At 37.6% G+C, this 18678-nt stretch carries 17 protein-coding genes and 2 tRNA genes; all 19 read left to right on the top strand.

Annotated features, from left to right (window positions below):
- The first annotated feature begins 40 nt into the window (after positions 1-40).
- The 19 genes from BAQ44_RS24885 to lysS all read left to right on the top strand — a co-directional run bounded on the left by BAQ44_RS24885 (position 41) and on the right by lysS (position 18317).
- A complete protein-coding gene (locus BAQ44_RS24885; RefSeq protein WP_061678909.1) occupies positions 41-529 on the top strand; it encodes a S1 domain-containing RNA-binding protein in 489 nt (162 codons plus the stop codon).
- A gap of 160 nt (positions 530-689) precedes the next feature.
- Positions 690-763 (top strand) — tRNA-Met (locus tag BAQ44_RS24880).
- A 13-nt stretch (positions 764-776) separates the two neighbouring features.
- A tRNA-Glu gene (locus BAQ44_RS24875) sits at positions 777-848 on the top strand.
- A gap of 260 nt (positions 849-1108) precedes the next feature.
- On the top strand, positions 1109-3580 hold the full coding sequence (gene spoIIE / locus BAQ44_RS24870; protein WP_061678908.1) for a stage II sporulation protein E: 2472 nt from the start codon (positions 1109-1111) through the stop codon (positions 3578-3580).
- Between the two features lie 225 nt (positions 3581-3805).
- Positions 3806-5236 (top strand): tRNA lysidine(34) synthetase TilS, encoded by a 1431-nt coding sequence (tilS, locus tag BAQ44_RS24865; protein WP_071724410.1) that lies wholly within the window; start codon positions 3806-3808, stop codon positions 5234-5236.
- Entirely contained in the window at positions 5233-5775 is a 543-nt protein-coding gene (gene hpt, locus BAQ44_RS24860) for a hypoxanthine phosphoribosyltransferase (protein ID WP_000981838.1), read from the top strand. Before tilS ends, hpt begins: the two co-directional genes overlap by 4 nt.
- An 85-nt stretch (positions 5776-5860) precedes the next feature.
- On the top strand, positions 5861-7762 hold the full coding sequence (ftsH, locus tag BAQ44_RS24855; protein ID WP_001079662.1) for an ATP-dependent zinc metalloprotease FtsH: 1902 nt from the start codon (positions 5861-5863) through the stop codon (positions 7760-7762).
- Between the two features lie 224 nt (positions 7763-7986).
- On the top strand, positions 7987-8775 hold the full coding sequence (locus BAQ44_RS24850) for a type III pantothenate kinase (RefSeq protein WP_000578367.1): 789 nt from the start codon (positions 7987-7989) through the stop codon (positions 8773-8775).
- Between the two features lie 6 nt (positions 8776-8781).
- Positions 8782-9657, top strand: coding sequence for a redox-regulated molecular chaperone HslO (gene hslO / locus BAQ44_RS24845; RefSeq protein WP_071724421.1), 876 nt, complete (start codon positions 8782-8784; stop codon positions 9655-9657).
- Between the two features lie 113 nt (positions 9658-9770).
- Positions 9771-10694 (top strand): cysteine synthase A, encoded by a 924-nt coding sequence (gene cysK / locus BAQ44_RS24840; protein ID WP_001261702.1) that lies wholly within the window; start codon positions 9771-9773, stop codon positions 10692-10694.
- Positions 10695-10914: 220 nt separating this feature from the next.
- Positions 10915-12312: an aminodeoxychorismate synthase component I gene (gene pabB / locus BAQ44_RS24835; protein ID WP_071724406.1), complete on the top strand. Its 1398-nt coding sequence runs from the start codon at positions 10915-10917 to the stop codon at positions 12310-12312.
- Positions 12313-12317: 5 nt separating this feature from the next.
- Positions 12318-12905, top strand: a complete 588-nt coding sequence (gene pabA, locus BAQ44_RS24830; RefSeq protein WP_061678905.1) for an aminodeoxychorismate/anthranilate synthase component II — start codon at positions 12318-12320, stop codon at positions 12903-12905.
- The gene (pabC, locus tag BAQ44_RS24825; RefSeq protein WP_063262634.1) at positions 12899-13756 is read left to right on the top strand and encodes an aminodeoxychorismate lyase; all 858 of its coding nucleotides are present in this window, start codon (positions 12899-12901) and stop codon (positions 13754-13756) included. Before pabA ends, pabC begins: the two co-directional genes overlap by 7 nt.
- The gene (gene folP, locus BAQ44_RS24820; RefSeq protein ID WP_063262635.1) at positions 13746-14606 is read left to right on the top strand and encodes a dihydropteroate synthase; all 861 of its coding nucleotides are present in this window, start codon (positions 13746-13748) and stop codon (positions 14604-14606) included. Before pabC ends, folP begins: the two co-directional genes overlap by 11 nt.
- Entirely contained in the window at positions 14607-14969 is a 363-nt protein-coding gene (folB, locus tag BAQ44_RS24815) for a dihydroneopterin aldolase (RefSeq protein WP_071724403.1), read from the top strand.
- Positions 14966-15481: a 2-amino-4-hydroxy-6-hydroxymethyldihydropteridine diphosphokinase gene (folK, locus tag BAQ44_RS24810; protein ID WP_063262637.1), complete on the top strand. Its 516-nt coding sequence runs from the start codon at positions 14966-14968 to the stop codon at positions 15479-15481. The genes folB and folK overlap by 4 nt, the downstream gene beginning before the upstream one ends.
- Positions 15433-15636, top strand: a complete 204-nt coding sequence (locus tag BAQ44_RS24805) for a helix-turn-helix domain-containing protein (RefSeq protein ID WP_000387029.1) — start codon at positions 15433-15435, stop codon at positions 15634-15636. The genes folK and BAQ44_RS24805 overlap by 49 nt, the downstream gene beginning before the upstream one ends.
- 23 nt (positions 15637-15659) lie before the next feature.
- Positions 15660-16658, top strand: a complete 999-nt coding sequence (gene dusB / locus BAQ44_RS24800; RefSeq protein ID WP_000912237.1) for a tRNA dihydrouridine synthase DusB — start codon at positions 15660-15662, stop codon at positions 16656-16658.
- 159 nt (positions 16659-16817) lie between these two features.
- Positions 16818-18317 carry a lysine--tRNA ligase gene (gene lysS, locus BAQ44_RS24795; protein ID WP_000369672.1) on the top strand — a complete coding sequence of 500 codons (1500 nt, stop codon included), beginning with the start codon at positions 16818-16820 and terminating at the stop codon, positions 18315-18317.
- The last annotated feature ends 361 nt before the right edge of the window (positions 18318-18678 follow it).

Below are 18678 nucleotides of genomic sequence, written 5' to 3'. Positions count from 1 at the left end.
AAATTTGACTTTTTAACCACTAAGGAGGAGCATTTTTTTTATGTCAATCGAGGTAGGCAGCAAGTTACAGGGTAAAGTAACAGGTATTACAAATTTTGGGGCTTTTGTGGAGCTGCCAGAAGGCTTAACGGGTCTTGTTCATATTAGTGAAGTTGCTGATAATTATGTGAAAGATATTAACGATCACTTAAAAGTGGGCGACCAAGTAGAAGTAAAAGTTATTAACGTTGAAAAAGATGGCAAGATCGGTCTATCTATTAAAAAAGCGAAAGAGCGTGAAAAAACAGAAGGAGATCGTCCACGTGGTGAATACCAACGCGGTGGTGGCGATCAACAACGTTCTGGACGTCCACAACGTAATAATCGTTCTTTCAACAGAGATAACCGTGGCGGCGGTAACGAACGAGCTCCAAAAGAAACATTCGAGCAAAAGATGGCACGTTTCTTAAAGGATAGTGAAGATCGTTTAACTTCTTTAAAGCGTAACACAGAATCTAAACGTGGTGGCCGTGGCGCACGTCGCGGATAATAAGAACGTTTAATTCTTAGCATATAGAGAGGTACCCAGGGCGATTGCTCAGGGTGCTTTTTTATATGTGAAAATATATTTTTAAAAAAGTTTTCAAGATGTGTTGACTTTAAATTATATCTGAGGTAAGATACTAATTGTCCGTTAAATAAGACGACATGGCGGTGTAGCTCAGCTGGCTAGAGCGTACGGTTCATACCCGTGAGGTCGGGGGTTCGATCCCCTCCGCCGCTATATTTAATTTAACGGCCCGTTGGTCAAGTGGTTAAGACACCGCCCTTTCACGGCGGTAACACGGGTTCGAATCCCGTACGGGTCATCCTAAAAAGATCATGCAAATTTGCATGATCTTTTTTTGTTAAATAAATTAAGACATACAACACTTCTACAAAATCACCCTATATTTTCTGAATGTTCGATTAAAATATTAAGGATACATTACATACCGTGTATATATGTAGAGTTATTTCGAATAAAAAGTCGAACGATTATAAAAGTGAAAACTGTTGTTTTGACAAAAATCCCAATAATCATCTTTTATAATGACAGTAATTAAACTATGCAGGTGGTGTTAAAAATATGCCTAAAGCAGGAAGGAATACTATGAATACAAGTGCATTGGCAATGAATGAGAGTCAGCTTGGAGCAGGAAAGTGGACAAGTAAGTTGCGAATGAAGTTTGAACAAGTTTTCTTTAGATGGGGATTTATTATTGTTGTTATTGGTTTTCTTTTGGGACGAGCATATATATTAACAAACATTTTACCGTTTGCACTGCCATTTTTTGCTGCTGTTTATGTTATGAAGCGGGATAAAATGCCGCTCGCGTTCTTGGCTCTAATGGGGGGCGCACTTTCAGTTTCGATAGATAATTTATTCTTTACCTTTGCATCTATTTTTACTTTCTTCATTTATAATATCTTCTTTAGTCGGTTTACACGTAAAACTGTCGGACTTGTTCCATTCCAAGTATTTATCTCCGCATTAACCGCACATTTAGTTGTCGTATATTTTGCGCAACAAACTGTTACCATGTACGATTTACTCGTTAGTACGATTGAGGCAGGGCTTAGCTTCGTATTAACTATGATATTTTTGCAAAGTGTTCCGCTTTTAGTCGAACGAAAAGGTAAACAACAAGCGCTAGAGACAGAAGAAATTGTTTGTTTAATTATATTACTAGCTTCTGTTTTAACAGGTACAACAGATTGGTTTGTATATGACGCTTCTATTCAACATATTTTTACTAGGTATTTAGTGCTCGTGTTTGCATTTATCGCGGGGGCGGCTACAGGATCTACAGTGGGGGTCGTCACTGGATTAATATTAAGTTTAGCGAATGTCTCTAGTTTGTCTCAACTTAGTCTGCTTGCTTTTTCTGGGTTGCTTGGTGGTTTGTTAAAAGAAGGAAAGCGTTTAGGTGTTAGTTTAGGTTTATTAATTGGGACGAGCTTGATTACGCTATATGTAGACAAACAAACAAACATTGTGACAACTTTAATTGAATCTGGTGTGGCGATTGCGTTCTTCTTATTAACACCGAAACTTGTTATGGATCGTATTGCTAAATTCATGCCAGGCACACAGGAACATTCGCAAGATCAACAACAGTATTTAAGAAGAATGCGTGATGTTACAGCGAATAAAATTAATCAATTTGCCAATGTATTTGCTGCTTTATCTAATAGCTTTTCTGTATATGGATATGTGGAGGAGGAAGATAAAGAGACGGAGGCAGATTTGTTCTTAAGCACAATTACTGCAAAAACATGTCAAACATGCTTTAAAAAGGACCAATGCTGGGTAGTTAATTTCGATAAAACGTACGACTATATGAAACAAATAATGAGTGAAACGGAAGAGGGGACGTTGCAGCATAATCGAAAGTTAGTCCGTGAATGGGACAAGCATTGTGTGAGAGGAAAGAAAGTGACGGATTTAGTAGCTGGTGAATTAGATCATTTCTATGAGGGACAGAAATTACGAAAGCAAATGAAAGAAAATCGTAGAATAGTAGCGGAGCAACTATTAGGTGTATCAAAAGTTATGGAGGATTTTGCTAAGGAGATACAAAGAGAACGAGAAAATCATCAAGTACAAGAAGAACAGATCTTGCAAGCGTTTCGTGATTTTGGTGTAGAAATAGAGCACGTTGATATTTATTGTTTAGATAGAGGAAGTATTGATATTGAAATGCTAATTCCCGTTGCATCTAATGAACATGGAGAGTGTGAAAAATTAGTTGCACCGATGCTTTCTGATATTCTAAAGGAAAATATAGTTGTTAAACATGAAGAAAAGTCTTCTTATCCGAACGGTCACAGCTTAATATCATTTGGTTCGGCAAAAACGTATTCTCTTGATACTGGGTTGGCTACAGCTGCAAAAGGCGGTGGGTTCGTTTCGGGTGATTCTTATGCGATGATGGATCTAAGTGTCGGTAAATATGCGCTTGCAATTAGTGATGGTATGGGAAATGGGCAAAGAGCTCATATGGAGAGTAAAGAAACGGTGAAATTATTACAAAAAATACTTCAATCAGGCATTGATGAGGAAATAGCGATTAAGTCTATCAATTCTATTCTTTCTTTAAGAACAACAGAAGAGATGTTTACGACGTTAGATTTAGCCATGGTAGATTTGCGAGATGCGAGTGCGAAGTTTTTAAAGATTGGATCGACACCGAGTTTTGTTAAACGCGCAAATAATATTTTGAAAATTGAGGCAAGTAATTTACCGATGGGGATTATTGAGGATGTTGAAGTTGATGTAGTAGGTGAACAATTAAAAACGGGTGATATTCTTATTATGATGAGCGATGGGATTTTTGAGGGAGCACAACATGTGGAGAATCATGAACTATGGATGAAACGAAAAATTAAAGAATTACAAACCGAAGATCCGCAAGAAATTGCTGATATCATTATGGAAGAAGTGATTCGCTCTTGTGATGGTTATATAAATGACGATATGACTATTGTTGTGGCGAAAGTGAAGAAAAATATGCCGAAGTGGGCTACGATTCCAATTGTAGGAATGCAGGCACAATAAAGCGAAACTTTAAGTGTGATATTTCTTTCTAAAAACCTAGGTGGATGCCTAGGTTTTTTTGCTTTAAAAGATAATGGTATTATTTTTGTGAATATGTACGGATGATGTAAGATAAAAATGTAATTTTTGTATATCTTTTTTTTGCACAATGTTTGTAAAAGTTGTACCATTATAAACAAGGTAACTAACGTTGCTGTTCTTGTTTAATGAAAGGTGATTACGAAGTTGAAAGATACATTTGTTGAAAAGGTAGATGACTTTGTAAAGCAGCATGATGTATTAAAGGAACATTCAACAATTGTTGTAGGGGTTTCTGGTGGTCCTGACTCTTTGGCTCTTCTATATTATTTGTTAGAAAAAAGAGCAGCAAAACAGTTTAAAATTGTAGTGGCGCATGTGGATCATATGTTTAGAGGTGATGAATCTCATGAGGACCTACAGTTTGTGCAGGACCTTTGTAAGGGACTGGGAGTTATTTGCGAAACGATAAGGATTAATGTGTCGCAATATCAACAGCAATACGGGTTGAATGCACAAGTTGCTGCTAGAGAATGCAGATATGCATTTTTGGAAAGAATAATGAAGAAATATGATGCGAGATATGTAGCTCTTGGACATCATGGTGATGACCAAGTAGAGACGATCTTAATGCGCCTTGTGCGAGGGAGTACTCCGAAAGGATATGCAGGCATTGCAGTGAAGCGTCCTTTTCATAATGGATATTTAATTAGGCCGTTACTTGGAGTAACGAAGGAAGAAATTGTTGATTACTGTAATAAGCTAAAAATAATTCCTCGTATAGATCCAAGTAATAAAAAGGAAGTATATACAAGGAATCGATTACGTAAATATGTCCTTCCGCATTTGAAAGAAGAAAATTCACAAGTGCATGAGAAATTCCAAAAATTTAGCATGCAGATGCAAGAGGATGAGGCGTATTTGCAGGAATTAGCTTTTGAGAAAATGAATAAAGTAATTACAAAAAAAAGTGATAAACAAATTAGCTTATCAATTCCTGCCTTTGAATCCATGTCTATGCCTTTACAAAGAAGAGGGATTCAACTAATATTAAACTATCTTTATGAATATAAGATTCCATCTTCTCTTTCCTCTATACATATTGACAAAGTGATTGAGTTTTTTAAGCGGACACAACCTTCGGGTTCACTTGATTTCCCAGGTGATTTAAAAATTGTTCGCGCATACGAGGAGTGCAACTTTGGATTTAAACAAGAAATTGTTTCTCCTTTTTTACAAGATTTATCAATGCCCGGGACAATTACGCTATCGAACGGGGATAAGCTTGTAGCAGAGGTGAGCGAAGATATACCAAGTAACATGAATGAAACAGTATTTGTTGCTAAGTATAATGATATATCATATCCACTTCGTATTCGTTCTAGAGAAAATGGAGATCGTATGTCAATACAAGGTATGAATGGCACAAAAAAGATAAAAACTATTTTTATCGAAGCAAAAGTACCAAGAGAAAAAAGAGAAGAATGGCCGGTCGTTTGTGATGCAAGTGGGAATATTATTTGGATACCCTTGTTGAAGCGATCTGCATTTGCTATCTCGAAAGAGACGGCAAAGAAGGATAAATATATGATTATTCACTACAAAAGCAAGGAGTCTTCCGGGAGGATAATGAAATGATGAATCAAGATATCGAAAAAGTATTAATTTCTGAAGAACAAATACAAGAAAAGGTGCTCGAATTAGGCGCAATTATTGCAGAGGATTATAAAAACACAGTACCTCTTGCAATCGGCGTATTAAAGGGTGCAATGCCATTCATGGCAGATTTATTAAAGAGAACAGATACATATCTTGAAATGGACTTTATGGCTGTATCTAGTTACGGTCACTCTACTGTTTCAACAGGCGAAGTGAAAATTTTAAAAGACCTTGATACTTCTGTAGAAGGTCGCGATATTTTAATCGTTGAAGATATTATTGATAGCGGTCTTACGTTAAGCTACTTAGTAGACCTATTTAAATATCGTAAAGCGAAATCTGTAAAAATTGTTACGTTATTAGATAAGCCAACAGGCCGCAAAGTAGATTTGAAAGCGGATTATGTTGGATTTACTGTACCGCATGAATTTGTTGTAGGGTATGGATTAGATTATAAAGAGCAGTACCGTAATCTTCCTTATGTAGGAGTATTAAAACCAAGCGTTTACTCAAATTAATTAAATACAGGCGTCACAATTGTATAGGAAATTTTTTCTATGTTACGATTTACTATAGTGTTTATGCCGTGAGAGGAGGTTAGGAATGAATCGTATCTTCCGTAATACCATCTTTTATTTACTGATATTCCTAGTAGTAATTGGAATCGTGAGCTATTTTAATGGTTCGACACAAAAAACGACATCAGTTAGCTACGATAAATTCATTACTAAACTAGAAAAAGGTGAAGTGCGTAATGTGCAACTTCAACCGAAAAATGGTGTATTTGAGGTAAAAGGACAATTTAACAACTCTAGCCAAGGAGAACAATTTGTTACTTATGCACCAAATACTGAGGAATTACAAAAGAAAATTAATGACAAAGCGCAAGGTGCTGAAGTTAAGTATCAACCAGCAGAAGAAACAAGTGCTTGGGTAACATTCTTTACTTCTATCATTCCGTTTGTTATTATCTTCATTTTATTCTTCTTCTTATTAAACCAAGCTCAGGGCGGCGGTAGCCGTGTTATGAACTTCGGGAAAAGTAAGGCGAAGTTATATAATGACGAAAAGAAAAAAGTTCGTTTCAGAGATGTTGCTGGAGCGGATGAAGAGAAACAAGAGCTTGTTGAGGTAGTTGAATTCTTGAAAGACCCTCGTAAGTTCGCTGAAGTTGGTGCCCGTATTCCGAAGGGTGTTCTATTAGTAGGACCTCCAGGTACAGGTAAAACTTTACTAGCACGTGCCGTTGCAGGTGAGGCAGGCGTTCCATTCTTCTCTATCAGTGGTTCTGATTTCGTAGAGATGTTCGTCGGTGTCGGTGCATCACGTGTACGTGATTTATTCGAAAACGCAAAGAAAAATGCTCCTTGTATCATTTTCATTGATGAAATTGATGCGGTAGGACGTCAACGTGGCGCAGGTCTTGGTGGTGGCCATGATGAGCGTGAGCAAACGTTGAACCAATTGCTTGTTGAAATGGATGGATTCGGTGCAAACGAAGGTATTATTATCATCGCTGCGACAAACCGTCCTGATATTCTTGACCCAGCATTATTACGTCCAGGTCGTTTTGACCGTCAAATTACAGTCGATCGTCCAGATGTAAATGGCCGTGAAGCTGTACTGAAAGTACATGCTCGTAATAAACCGCTTGATGAGAATATCAACTTAAGAGCAATTGCAACTCGTACGCCAGGATTCTCTGGTGCCGATCTTGAAAACTTATTAAACGAAGCTGCTTTAGTAGCTGCGCGTCAAGATAAGAAGAAAATTGATATGAGTGACATTGATGAAGCGACGGATCGTGTTATTGCAGGTCCGGCTAAGAAGAGTCGTGTTATCTCTGAAAAAGAACGTAATATCGTTGCTTTCCATGAAGCGGGCCACACTGTAATTGGTGTTGTTCTTGATGAAGCAGATGTCGTTCATAAAGTAACAATTGTCCCTCGTGGTCAAGCTGGTGGATATGCAGTAATGCTTCCGAAAGAAGATCGTTACTTCATGACAAAGCCAGAGTTACTTGATAAAATCACTGGTTTACTTGGTGGTCGAGTAGCTGAGGAGATTGTGTTTGGTGAAGTGAGTACAGGTGCTCACAACGACTTCCAACGTGCGACTGGCATTGCAAGACGTATGGTTACGGAATTCGGTATGAGTGATAAGCTTGGACCAATGCAATTTGGTAGCTCACAAGGTGGTCAAGTGTTCTTAGGAAGAGACTTCCATTCAGAACAAAACTACAGTGATGCAATTGCACATGAAATCGATGTGGAAATGCAAACGATTATGAAAGACTGTTATGCTCGCGCGAAAGAAATTCTTACTGAAAATCGTGATAAACTAGATCTTATTGCGAAAACGTTACTTGAAGTAGAAACGTTAGATGCAGAGCAAATCAATCATTTATGTGATTACGGCAGATTGCCAGAACGTCCAACATCTTCAGCTGATGTGAAAGTAAACATCAACATGAAGAAGGACGATGAAGAATCAGAAGATAAGTAAGAGATGAAGGAGTGACGATAGTCACTCCTTTTTTATTTGTGGAACGAAATGAAGTAGAAAAAGAATTTAAATAAATTTGGTATTAAAAATTGAAATAGAACGTAATCTTTTTGTACAATGATGAGGATAGAAAAGCTGATTATATAAGTATGTGTGATATGATGTTTTTATAAGTTTTATACATACTGAACAAATATAGATTAAATAAGATAAGTGGTGAGAATATGATTTTTGTATTGGATGTAGGGAACACAAATGCTGTACTAGGCGTGTTTGAAGAGGGGGAACTTCGTCAACATTGGCGCATGGAAACAGATCGTCATAAGACAGAAGATGAATATGGAATGCTTGTAAAGCAGTTGCTTGAGCATGAAGGTCTTTCGTTTGAAGATGTGAAAGGTATTATCGTGTCTTCAGTCGTACCACCAATTATGTTTGCTTTAGAGCGCATGTGTGAAAAATATTTTAAAATTAAACCGCTTGTAGTAGGTCCTGGAATAAAAACGGGGCTAAATATTAAATATGAAAATCCACGTGAAGTAGGCGCGGACCGAATTGTAAATGCGGTAGCAGGAATCCACTTATATGGAAGTCCGCTTATTATTGTCGATTTCGGTACGGCTACTACATATTGTTATATTAACGAAGAAAAGCATTATATGGGTGGAGTTATTACGCCGGGAATTATGATTTCAGCAGAGGCTTTATATAGTAGAGCGGCAAAACTTCCTCGTATTGAAATTACAAAACCAAGCAGTGTTGTTGGAAAGAATACGGTAAGTGCGATGCAATCGGGTATTCTTTATGGTTATGTTGGACAAGTGGAAGGTATTGTTAAGCGTATGAAAGAGGAAGCTAAACAAGAACCGAAAGTTATTGCGACAGGTGGATTGGCGAAATTAATTTCAGAAGAATCGAATGTAATTGATGTTGTAGATCCATTTTTAACATTAAAAGGTTTGTATATGTTATACGAGCGTAATGCAAATTTACAGCATGAGAAAGGTGAATAAATGAGTATGAAAGATTATTTAGTAAAAGCGTTAGCGTTTGATGGAGAAGTGCGTGCATATAGTGTACGTACTACAAACACAGTAAGTGAGGCGCAAAGACGTCATGACACATGGAGAACAGCTTCAGCGGCACTTGGTCGTTCTTTAACTGCAGGTACAATGATGGGCGCAATGTTAAAAGGTGACCAAAAGTTAACGATTAAGGTAGAAGGTAATGGTCCGATTGGCCTCATCTTAGTAGATGCTCATGCGAATGGGGATGTACGTGGTTATGTAACGAATCCACATGTTGATTTTGAAGGAACGGAACAAGGGAAATTACGTGTATATCAAGCGGTAGGTACTGAAGGATTTGTAACAGTAATTAAAGATATTGGTATGCGTGAGCCGTTTATTGGTCAATCTCCAATTGTTTCAGGAGAATTAGGAGAAGACTTCACGTATTATTTTGCAGTTTCTGAGCAAACACCTTCTTCTGTAGGAGTTGGCGTTCTTGTAAACGGAGATGACAGCGTATTAGCGGCAGGTGGATTTATCCTTCAAATTATGCCAGGTGCACAGGAAGAAACAATTTCATTCATTGAAGATCGTTTGCAGAACATTCCTCCTGTATCAACGTTAATTGAACAAGGGCTTTCTCCAGAAGAGTTACTGTATGCAGTTCTTGGAGAAGATAAAGTAAAAGTATTAGAAACGATGGATGTTCAATTTAATTGCACATGTTCACGCGAACGTATTGAGAGTGTGTTAATTAGTTTAGGTAAAACAGAGTTAGAGCAAGTTCGTGCAGAAGAAGAAGAGACAGAAGTTCATTGTCATTTCTGTAATGAGCGATACAAGTTCTCTAAAGAAGATATTACAAATTTAATCGAGAGTTTGTAATAAGGAAATTAAGGGGATTCACCCCCTAAATAGATTGACAAACAGGGAATTTTCTGACAAAATCTAAATATAGATAAAACCAATAAAAATACTCGGTGTTAGGAGTGACAGGAATGCGAGTGGCACAATCAGTTTCAGAATTAATCGGGAAAACGCCGATCGTTAAGTTGAACCGCATCGTAGAATCAGACAGCGCAGATATATACTTAAAATTAGAATTTATGAATCCAGGGAGCAGCGTTAAAGATCGTATTGCATTAGCTATGATTGAAGATGCTGAGAAAAAAGGATTATTAAAAGAAGGCGATACAATCATTGAACCAACAAGTGGTAACACAGGAATTGGTTTAGCGATGGTAGCGGCCGCTAAAGGATATAAGGCAATTTTAGTAATGCCAGAAACAATGAGTATTGAGCGTCGTAATTTATTACGTGCTTACGGTGCGGAATTAGTATTGACTCCAGGGCCTGAAGGAATGGGTGGAGCAATTCGTCAAGCGACTGAATTAGCAAAAGAGCATGGTTACTTTATACCGCAACAGTTCAAAAATCAATCGAATCCAGAAATTCATCGTTTAACAACAGGGCCAGAAATTGTTGAACAAATGGGCGATCAATTAGATGCGTTTATTGCAGGTATTGGCACAGGTGGAACGATTACTGGTGCTGGTGAAGTACTGAAGGAAGCGTATAAAGATATTAAAATTTATGCAGTAGAACCTGCGGATTCACCAGTATTATCTGGTGGGAAACCAGGTCCACATAAAATCCAAGGAATTGGGGCGGGATTCATCCCAGAGACATTGGATGTAGAAGTATATGATGAAATTGTTCAAGTGAAAACGGAGCAAGCATTTGAATATGCAAGAAGAGTGGCTAAAGAGGAAGGTATTTTAGTTGGTATCTCTTCTGGAGCGGTTATTTATGCGGCAACAGAAATTGCGAAAAAGTTAGGTAAGGGGAAAAAGGTACTTGTTATTATCCCAAGTAACGGTGAACGTTATTTAAGTACACCACTTTATCAATTTGAGTCTTAATTATATGTGATTGAAAAAGCATCCTTGAAAAAGGATGCTTTTTCTTTTTTGATTGGAAATAGGAAAAGAGTGAATGACTAGAAAACTTCATGTAAAATAAGAGGTAGTATAATTAATTTATTTTCACTAGCCTTCGAGTATAACCGTTCTATATACATAATGAATGTAGTTTGAGGTGGTTACTTTAAGAAGGTGGGATAAAAGAAGACGGGGTGTTGATATGCAACGAAGAAAATCTTTAGCGCTTTCTATTCCATATCAGTTAGATTTCTTTAAGCAATATAAATTTCTTTCTAAGGATAAACCGCAACATATTTTGTTAGAAAGTGGACGTGGCGGTCGTTATAACATTGTGGGGTTGAACCCAGTAGCGATAATCCGAGGGAAGGATGAAACGTTACATATAAACGAAAGTGGTAAGGAAACAATAAAGCAAGGAAACCCATTAGATTTAATGCAGGAATATATGGAGCGATGGAAAACGGACTATAATCCAGAGTACCCGCCTTTTCAAGGTGGTGCGATTGGTTACTTTAGTTATGATTGCATCCGTTATATTGAAAAACTTCCTTCTCTTGCGGAGGATGACATTAATATACCTGATATATTCTTTTTATTATTTGATGATGTGTTTGTGTATGATCAAGAAGAGAAAGTATTATGGATTATTACACATTATGTAGATAAGCATGAAGAGGCAAAAGAGCGATTAAATGAGTGGAAGGTTCTTTGGGCGACAGAAGCGCCGGAAGTGACTATACCATTTGCATGCCCTGAAAAGAAAAGTGAAGCAGTTGCTTTTACGGAAGAAAGCTTTATGAAGGCGGTTGAATGTATTCAAGAATATATTGGTGCTGGTGATGTGTTCCAAGTGAACTTGTCGACGAGACAAGAAAGAACGTTACAAACACACCCGCTAGAAATTTATACAAGTCTTCGTGAAATTAATCCATCTCCATATATGGGTTACTTGGAGCTGGGAGATTTTAAAATTGTTAGTGGATCGCCGGAGTTGTTAATTAAGAAACAAGGAACCGAAGTAAGTACAAGACCAATTGCTGGAACGAGATCTAGAGGTGCGAATGAGCAAGAGGATGAAGCATTAGCCAGAGAATTAATTGAGAACGAAAAAGAAAGAGCAGAGCACGTCATGCTTGTAGATTTAGAACGAAATGATTTAGGGCGTGTTTGTAAATATGGCACTGTAGAAGTAGATGAATTTATGGTAATCGAGAAATACTCACATGTAATGCATATTGTTTCTAATGTGCGTGGTGAGGTGGATGAAGATAAAGATGCTTTTGATTTAGTGAAGGCTGTATTCCCTGGGGGAACAATTACTGGTGCCCCGAAAATACGTACGATGGAAATTATTGAAGAATTAGAACCTGTTCGCAGAGGGATTTATACAGGTTCAATCGGTTGGATCGGTTATTCTGGAGATACAGAATTGAATATTGTAATTAGAACACTTCTTGCTAAAGATGGAAAGGCTCATGTACAAGCAGGAGCGGGAATTGTAATTGATTCAAATCCGGAAAATGAATATAAAGAGTCGTTAAAAAAGGCGATTGCTTTATGGCGTGCAAAAGAACGTAGTGAAGAAACGGTTAGGTGAGAGAAATGATATTAATGATTGATAATTATGATTCTTTTACATTTAATTTAGTGCAGTTTCTTGGGGAACTCGGACAAGAGCTTGTTGTTAAACGTAACGATGAAGTGACTATTTCAGATATTGAGAATATGAAACCAGACTTTTTAATGATTTCACCAGGTCCGTGTAGTCCGAATGAAGCAGGTATTAGTATGGAGGTTATTCAATACTTTGCTGGGAAGATTCCGATTTTCGGGGTTTGTCTTGGGCATCAATCCATTGCACAAGTGTTCGGTGGAGAGGTTGTTCGTGCTGAGCGCTTAATGCATGGAAAAACATCGCTTATGCATCATGACGGAAAAACGATTTTTTTGGATATTCCTAATCCGTTTACTGCAACGCGCTATCATTCCCTTATCGTTAAGAAAGAGACGTTACCTGATTGCTTAGAGGTAACATCTTGGACGGAAGAAGGGGAAATTATGGCGCTCCGTCATAAAACGTTACCGATTGAAGGTGTACAGTTTCATCCGGAATCGATTATGACTTCCCATGGGAAAGAGTTGTTGCAGAATTTCATTCGTAAATACAGTCCAAGTGTGACATCATGTTAATTTACGTAAATGGTGAGTATGTAGAAGCAAATGAAGCAAGAATTTCTCCTTATGACCATGGTTATTTATATGGCCTTGGAGTTTTTGAGACATTTCGTATTTATAATGGTCATCCTTTCTTATTGGATGATCATTATGATCGTTTAATAGATGCGCTGAATACATTGCAAATTAAATGGACGATGACGAAAGATGAAGTGTTGCTTATTTTGAAGAACCTACTCGTTAAGAATGAATTAGAGCATGCGTATGTCCGTTTTAATGTATCGGCGGGTATAGATGAAATTGGATTGCAAACGGAAATGTATGAAGAGCCGTCTGTTATTGTTTTTATAAAACCTTTAGCAGCCCCGGGAGATGTAGTGGAAAAAGAAGGGGTTGTTTTAAAGCAAGTGCGAAATACACCAGAAGGTGCGTCCCGCTTGAAGTCTCATCATTACTTAAATAATATTTTAGGGAAACGTGAAATTGGAAATGTTGTGAATAAGGAAGGTATTTTCCTTACTGAAACAGGTTATGTTGCAGAGGGTATTGTTTCAAATCTCTTTTTCGTAAAAGGTAGTATTTTATATACACCTTCGTTAAAAACGGGGATTTTAAATGGTATCACTCGTGCGTTTATTATAAAGGTTGCTGAAGAGTTAGGGATAGAAGTAAAGGAAGGTTTCTTTACAAAAGATGAATTACTTTCAGCTGATGAAGTTTTCGTAACAAACTCGATTCAAGAAATTGTTCCACTTTACCATGTAGAGGGACGAGATTTCCCGGGTAAAGTAGGCATGGTTACAAAAAGGTTTATGAGTCTTTATGAAATGCAGAGAGAGAAATTGTGGAGCAGAAATGAATTGTGAAGAGGAGATGTGTAGTTTGAAGTGGGATTATGATTTGCGCTGCGGCGAATATACATTGAACTTAAATGAAAAAACCTTAATTATGGGGATTTTAAATGTAACGCCAGATTCGTTTTCCGATGGTGGGAGTTACAACGAGGTAGAGACTGCGGTGCGCCATGCGAAAGAAATGCGAGATCAAGGTGCTCATATTATTGATATCGGCGGTGAATCTACTCGTCCGGGTTTTGCTAAAGTATCGGTGGAAGAAGAAATCAAGCGAGTCGTTCCGATGATTCAGGCTGTTTCAAAAGAAGTGAAATTACCTATTTCTATCGACACGTATAAAGCTGAAGTTGCAAAGCAGGCAATAGAGGCGGGTGCTCATATTATTAATGATATTTGGGGAGCGAAGGCGGAACCAAAAATCGCTGAAGTTGCAGCTCATTACGATGTACCTATTATTTTAATGCATAATCGCGATAACATGAATTACCGCAATTTAATGGCTGATATGGTTGCTGATTTATATGACAGTATTAAAATTGCTAAAGATGCTGGTGTGCGAGATGAGAATATCATTTTAGACCCAGGCATCGGTTTTGCTAAAACACCTGAACAAAATTTAGAAGCGATGCGTAATTTAGAACAGTTAAACGTACTGGGTTACCCAGTGCTGTTAGGTACTTCAAGAAAGTCCTTTATTGGGCATGTGCTAGATTTACCAGTAGAGGAACGTCTTGAGGGAACGGGAGCTACCGTTTGTCTCGGTATTGAAAAGGGCTGTGAGTTTGTTCGTGTTCATGATGTGAAGGAAATGTCACGTATGGCTAAGATGATGGACGCGATGATTGGTAAGGGGGTAAAGTAATTGGATAAAATCTATGTTCATGATATGGAGTTTTACGGTTATCATGGTGTATTCCCAGAGGAAAATAAATTGGGCCAGAGATTTAAAGTGGACTTAACGGTGGAATTGGATCTGAAGCAGGCGGGAGAAAGTGATGACTTAGAGCATTCTGTCAATTATGGGGAACTTTTCGAATTATGTAGAAAAGTTGTTGAAGATAGAACGTATAAGCTTGTGGAGAGTATCGCTGAAAATATTGCTGCAGATATATTGAAACAATATGAGAGTATTTGCCGTTGTACAATTAAAGTAATTAAACCAGATCCGCCGATACCTGGACATTATCGTGCTGTAGCAGTGGAAATTACGAGAGAACGTCCATGAATAATATAGCTTACATTGCATTAGGTTCAAATATCGGAGAACGTCACACGTATTTAACTGAAGCGATTCAGTTTTTAAATAAAAACCCATATATCCAAGTTAACGATGTTTCATCTGTATATGAAACAGAACCAGTTGGCTATACTGACCAAAGTTGCTTTTTAAATTTAGTTGTAAAAATTTCTACCAATTTATCACCGCAAGAGTTATTGAAAGTTACGCAAAGAGTAGAGAATGATTTAGGAAGAAAAAGGGAAATTAGGTGGGGTCCGAGGACCATCGACCTTGACATTTTGCTATATAATCAAGAAAATATTGAAGCAGAGAATCTTATTGTTCCGCATCCGCGGATGTTCGAAAGAGCTTTTGTTATCGTTCCGTTGTTAGAGATTAATCAAGATATTAAACAAAACATTTCACGTTCACAAGTAGAAGAAATGAAAAGGCGAGAGGGAGTAACGGTATGGAAGCAGAAAAATGGGGAAGACGCATTCGTGCTTTTCGAAAGCTAAAAGGCTACACGCAAGAAGGTTTTGCGAAAGAGTTAGGGGTATCTGTATCTGTTTTAGGTGAAGTTGAGAGAGGGAATCGATCGCCTTCCCAAGATTTTGTAGTGGAAGTTGCTAAGGCATTGAAGGTTTCGGTGGAGGAATTAATGCCAAAGTGACTATGAAGGAAGGAGTAAGTCGAGTGTTAAAGATCGCAAATATTGAGATGAAAAACCCGGTTGTATTAGCACCGATGGCGGGAGTGTGTAATTCTGCATTCCGTTTGACCGTAAAAGAATTTGGTGCAGGCCTAGTTTGTGCTGAAATGGTAAGTGATAAAGCGATATTGCTTAATAACAAAAGAACATTAGATATGTTATATATTGATGAAAGAGAAAAGCCGTTAAGTTTACAAATTTTCGGCGGAGAGAAAGAAACTCTTGTAGATGCTGCGAAATATGTAGATAAATATACGACAGCAGACATTATTGATATTAATATGGGGTGCCCAGTACCAAAAATCATTAAGTGTGATGCGGGAGCAAAGTGGCTTTTAGATCCGAATAAAATATATGAAATGGTAGCGGCAGTTGTAGATGCTGTTGAAAAGCCGGTTACAGTTAAGATGCGTATTGGTTGGGATGCAGATCATATTTTTGCAATTGAGAATGCGAAAGCTGTTGAGCGTGCTGGCGGACAAGCGGTAGCGGTTCATGGGCGTACACGAGTACAAATGTATGAAGGGAAAGCAGATTGGGATATTATTAAACAAGTAAAGCAAGCTGTAAATATCCCGGTTATCGGAAATGGTGATGTCGAAACGCCACAAGATGCAAAGCGTATGCTTGATGAAATTGGTGTAGATGGTGTTATGATTGGTCGCGCTGCCCTTGGGGACCCTTGGATGATTTATCGCACGGTAAAGTATTTGGAAACAGGTGAATTAATGCCGGAACCGACAGTGCGTGAGAAAATTGACGTATGTATGTTGCATCTAGATCGTCTTATCGATTTAAAGAACGAAAATGTCGCTGTAAGAGAAATGAGGAAGCATGCAGCTTGGTATTTAAAGGGTGTTCGTGGTAATGCAACTGTACGTAATGGAATCAATGCTTGTAATACGCGTGAAGACCTTGCGAATGTATTAGGTGCATTTGTAGAAGAAGTAGAAGCGAAACAACAAACAATTCACGTTGGTTAATAATAGATAGGGAAGATTGACATTCTTCTATACACTTCCTATAATTACGTGAAAGAAAGAAGAACTGCCAGCTAGTTGCTGGCAGTTTTTCTAGTTGAGTAGAAAATGCTATACTGTATATATTGTAAAAATTAATAGAGCTGGAGTGATATCAATACCATGGATAACATGAACCACGAAGAATTAAACGACCAATTGCTTGTTCGTCGTGAAAAGTTACATAACTTACGTGAGCAAGGAATCGATCCGTTCGGTAAACGATTTGAACGTACAAATGCAACAAATGACTTATTAAGCTTATATGGAGAGTTCTCTAAAGAAGAATTAGAAGAGAAAGAAATCTCTGTTTCTATCGCTGGTCGTATTATGACAAAACGCGGTAAAGGAAAAGCTGGATTTGCACATATTCAAGATTTACATGGACAAGTTCAAATTTATGTTCGTAAAGATGCTGTTGGAGATGAAGAATACGAATTATTTAAAACAGCAGATTTAGGTGACTTAGTAGGTATTGAAGGTAAAGTATTCAAAACAAACGTTGGAGAACTTTCAGTGAAAGCAACGGGCTTTACACTATTAACGAAATCCCTTCGTCCATTACCGGATAAATATCATGGGTTAAAAGATGTTGAACAACGCTACCGTCAACGTTACTTAGATTTAATTACAAGTATGGAAAGCCGTGAAACATTCGTTACTCGTAGTAAGATCATTCGTGAAATGAGAAGATACTTAGATGACAATGGTTACCTTGAAGTGGAAACACCTATGATGCATGCAATTGCAGGTGGAGCTTCTGCGCGTCCTTTCATTACACACCATAATGCGTTAGATATGGAATTATACATGCGTATCGCAATTGAACTTCATTTAAAACGCCTTATTGTGGGTGGATTAGAAAAAGTTTATGAAATCGGTCGTGTATTCCGTAATGAGGGTGTATCAACTCGCCATAACCCAGAGTTTACAATGATTGAATTATATGAGGCGTATGCTGATTATAAAGATATTATGAAACTAACAGAAAATATGGTTGCTCATATTGCGAAGCAAGTACTAGGTACAACAACAATCCAATATGGTGATTATGAAATTAATCTAGAGCCAGAATGGACACGTCTTCATATGGTAGATGCGATTAAAGAACACTCTGGAGCAGATTTCTGGAATCCAATGAGTGTAGAAGAAGCGCGTGAACTTGCAAAAGAACATAATGTAGGTATTAAGGATACGATGGAAGTTGGTCATATTATAAACGAATTCTTCGAACAAAAAGTAGAAGATAAATTAATCCAACCAACGTTTATTTACGGTCATCCGGTAGAAATTTCGCCACTTGCGAAAAAGAATGACGAAGATCCACGATTCACAGATCGTTTCGAATTATTTATCGTTGCACGTGAACATGCAAATGCATTCACTGAGCTAAATGATCCGATTGATCAAAAAGAACGTTTTGAAGCGCAACTAAAAGAGCGTGAACAAGGTAATGATGAAGCCCACATGATGGATGATGATTATATTGAAGCTCTTGAGTACGGTATGCCTCCTACAGGTGGACTAGGAATTGGTATTGATCGTCTTGTTATGCTATTAACGAATGCGCCATCTATTCGTGATGTATTATTATTCCCTGCTATGCGTCATAAACAAGACTAAGCTTTGGAGATTTCTCCAAAGCTTTTTTTATTTGAGTAAGAGTTACATGGGGATAGTAGTTCTTGATGGCGCAAGAAATTATATTTATATAGAAGAAATGTGCTGTTTTTATACTTTTTTACTAAGTTAAAAATTTTATTAGAAAAACTATTGCATTTTAATAATCAAACTGGTATATTTATATTCGTTGCCACGAAAGGTAACAAGCAAAACAAACGAAAAACAACTTATTGAAAAAAGTTGTTGACGAAAATATAACGAAATGTTATATTAATAAAGTCGCTTCTGAGCGACAGACAAGTTCTTTGAAAACTGAACGAAACAAACAACGTGAAACGTCAATTTTTATTTTTAGATGCTA

The organism is Bacillus mobilis (assembly GCF_001884045.1).
In the GTDB taxonomy this organism is placed as follows: domain Bacteria; phylum Bacillota; class Bacilli; order Bacillales; family Bacillaceae_G; genus Bacillus_A; species Bacillus_A mobilis.
This window is presented reverse-complemented; position numbering and strand designations above follow the sequence as displayed.

Excerpts from the sequence above, each read along its gene's own strand:
- BAQ44_RS24885 (WP_061678909.1), top strand. The coding sequence starts at position 41 with ATGTCAATCGAGGTAGGCAGCAAGTTACAGGGTAAAGTAACAGGTATT.
- spoIIE (WP_061678908.1), top strand. The coding sequence starts at position 1,109 with ATGCCTAAAGCAGGAAGGAATACTATGAATACAAGTGCATTGGCAATG.
- hpt (WP_000981838.1), top strand. The coding sequence starts at position 5,233 with ATGATGAATCAAGATATCGAAAAAGTATTAATTTCTGAAGAACAAATA.
- ftsH (WP_001079662.1), top strand. The coding sequence starts at position 5,861 with ATGAATCGTATCTTCCGTAATACCATCTTTTATTTACTGATATTCCTA.
- BAQ44_RS24850 (WP_000578367.1), top strand. The coding sequence starts at position 7,987 with ATGATTTTTGTATTGGATGTAGGGAACACAAATGCTGTACTAGGCGTG.
- hslO (WP_071724421.1), top strand. The coding sequence starts at position 8,782 with ATGAAAGATTATTTAGTAAAAGCGTTAGCGTTTGATGGAGAAGTGCGT.
- cysK (WP_001261702.1), top strand. The coding sequence starts at position 9,771 with ATGCGAGTGGCACAATCAGTTTCAGAATTAATCGGGAAAACGCCGATC.
- pabB (WP_071724406.1), top strand. The coding sequence starts at position 10,915 with ATGCAACGAAGAAAATCTTTAGCGCTTTCTATTCCATATCAGTTAGAT.
- pabA (WP_061678905.1), top strand. The coding sequence starts at position 12,318 with ATGATATTAATGATTGATAATTATGATTCTTTTACATTTAATTTAGTG.
- pabC (WP_063262634.1), top strand. The coding sequence starts at position 12,899 with ATGTTAATTTACGTAAATGGTGAGTATGTAGAAGCAAATGAAGCAAGA.
- folP (WP_063262635.1), top strand. The coding sequence starts at position 13,746 with ATGAATTGTGAAGAGGAGATGTGTAGTTTGAAGTGGGATTATGATTTG.
- folK (WP_063262637.1), top strand. The coding sequence starts at position 14,966 with ATGAATAATATAGCTTACATTGCATTAGGTTCAAATATCGGAGAACGT.
- BAQ44_RS24805 (WP_000387029.1), top strand. The coding sequence starts at position 15,433 with ATGGAAGCAGAAAAATGGGGAAGACGCATTCGTGCTTTTCGAAAGCTA.
- lysS (WP_000369672.1), top strand. The coding sequence starts at position 16,818 with ATGGATAACATGAACCACGAAGAATTAAACGACCAATTGCTTGTTCGT.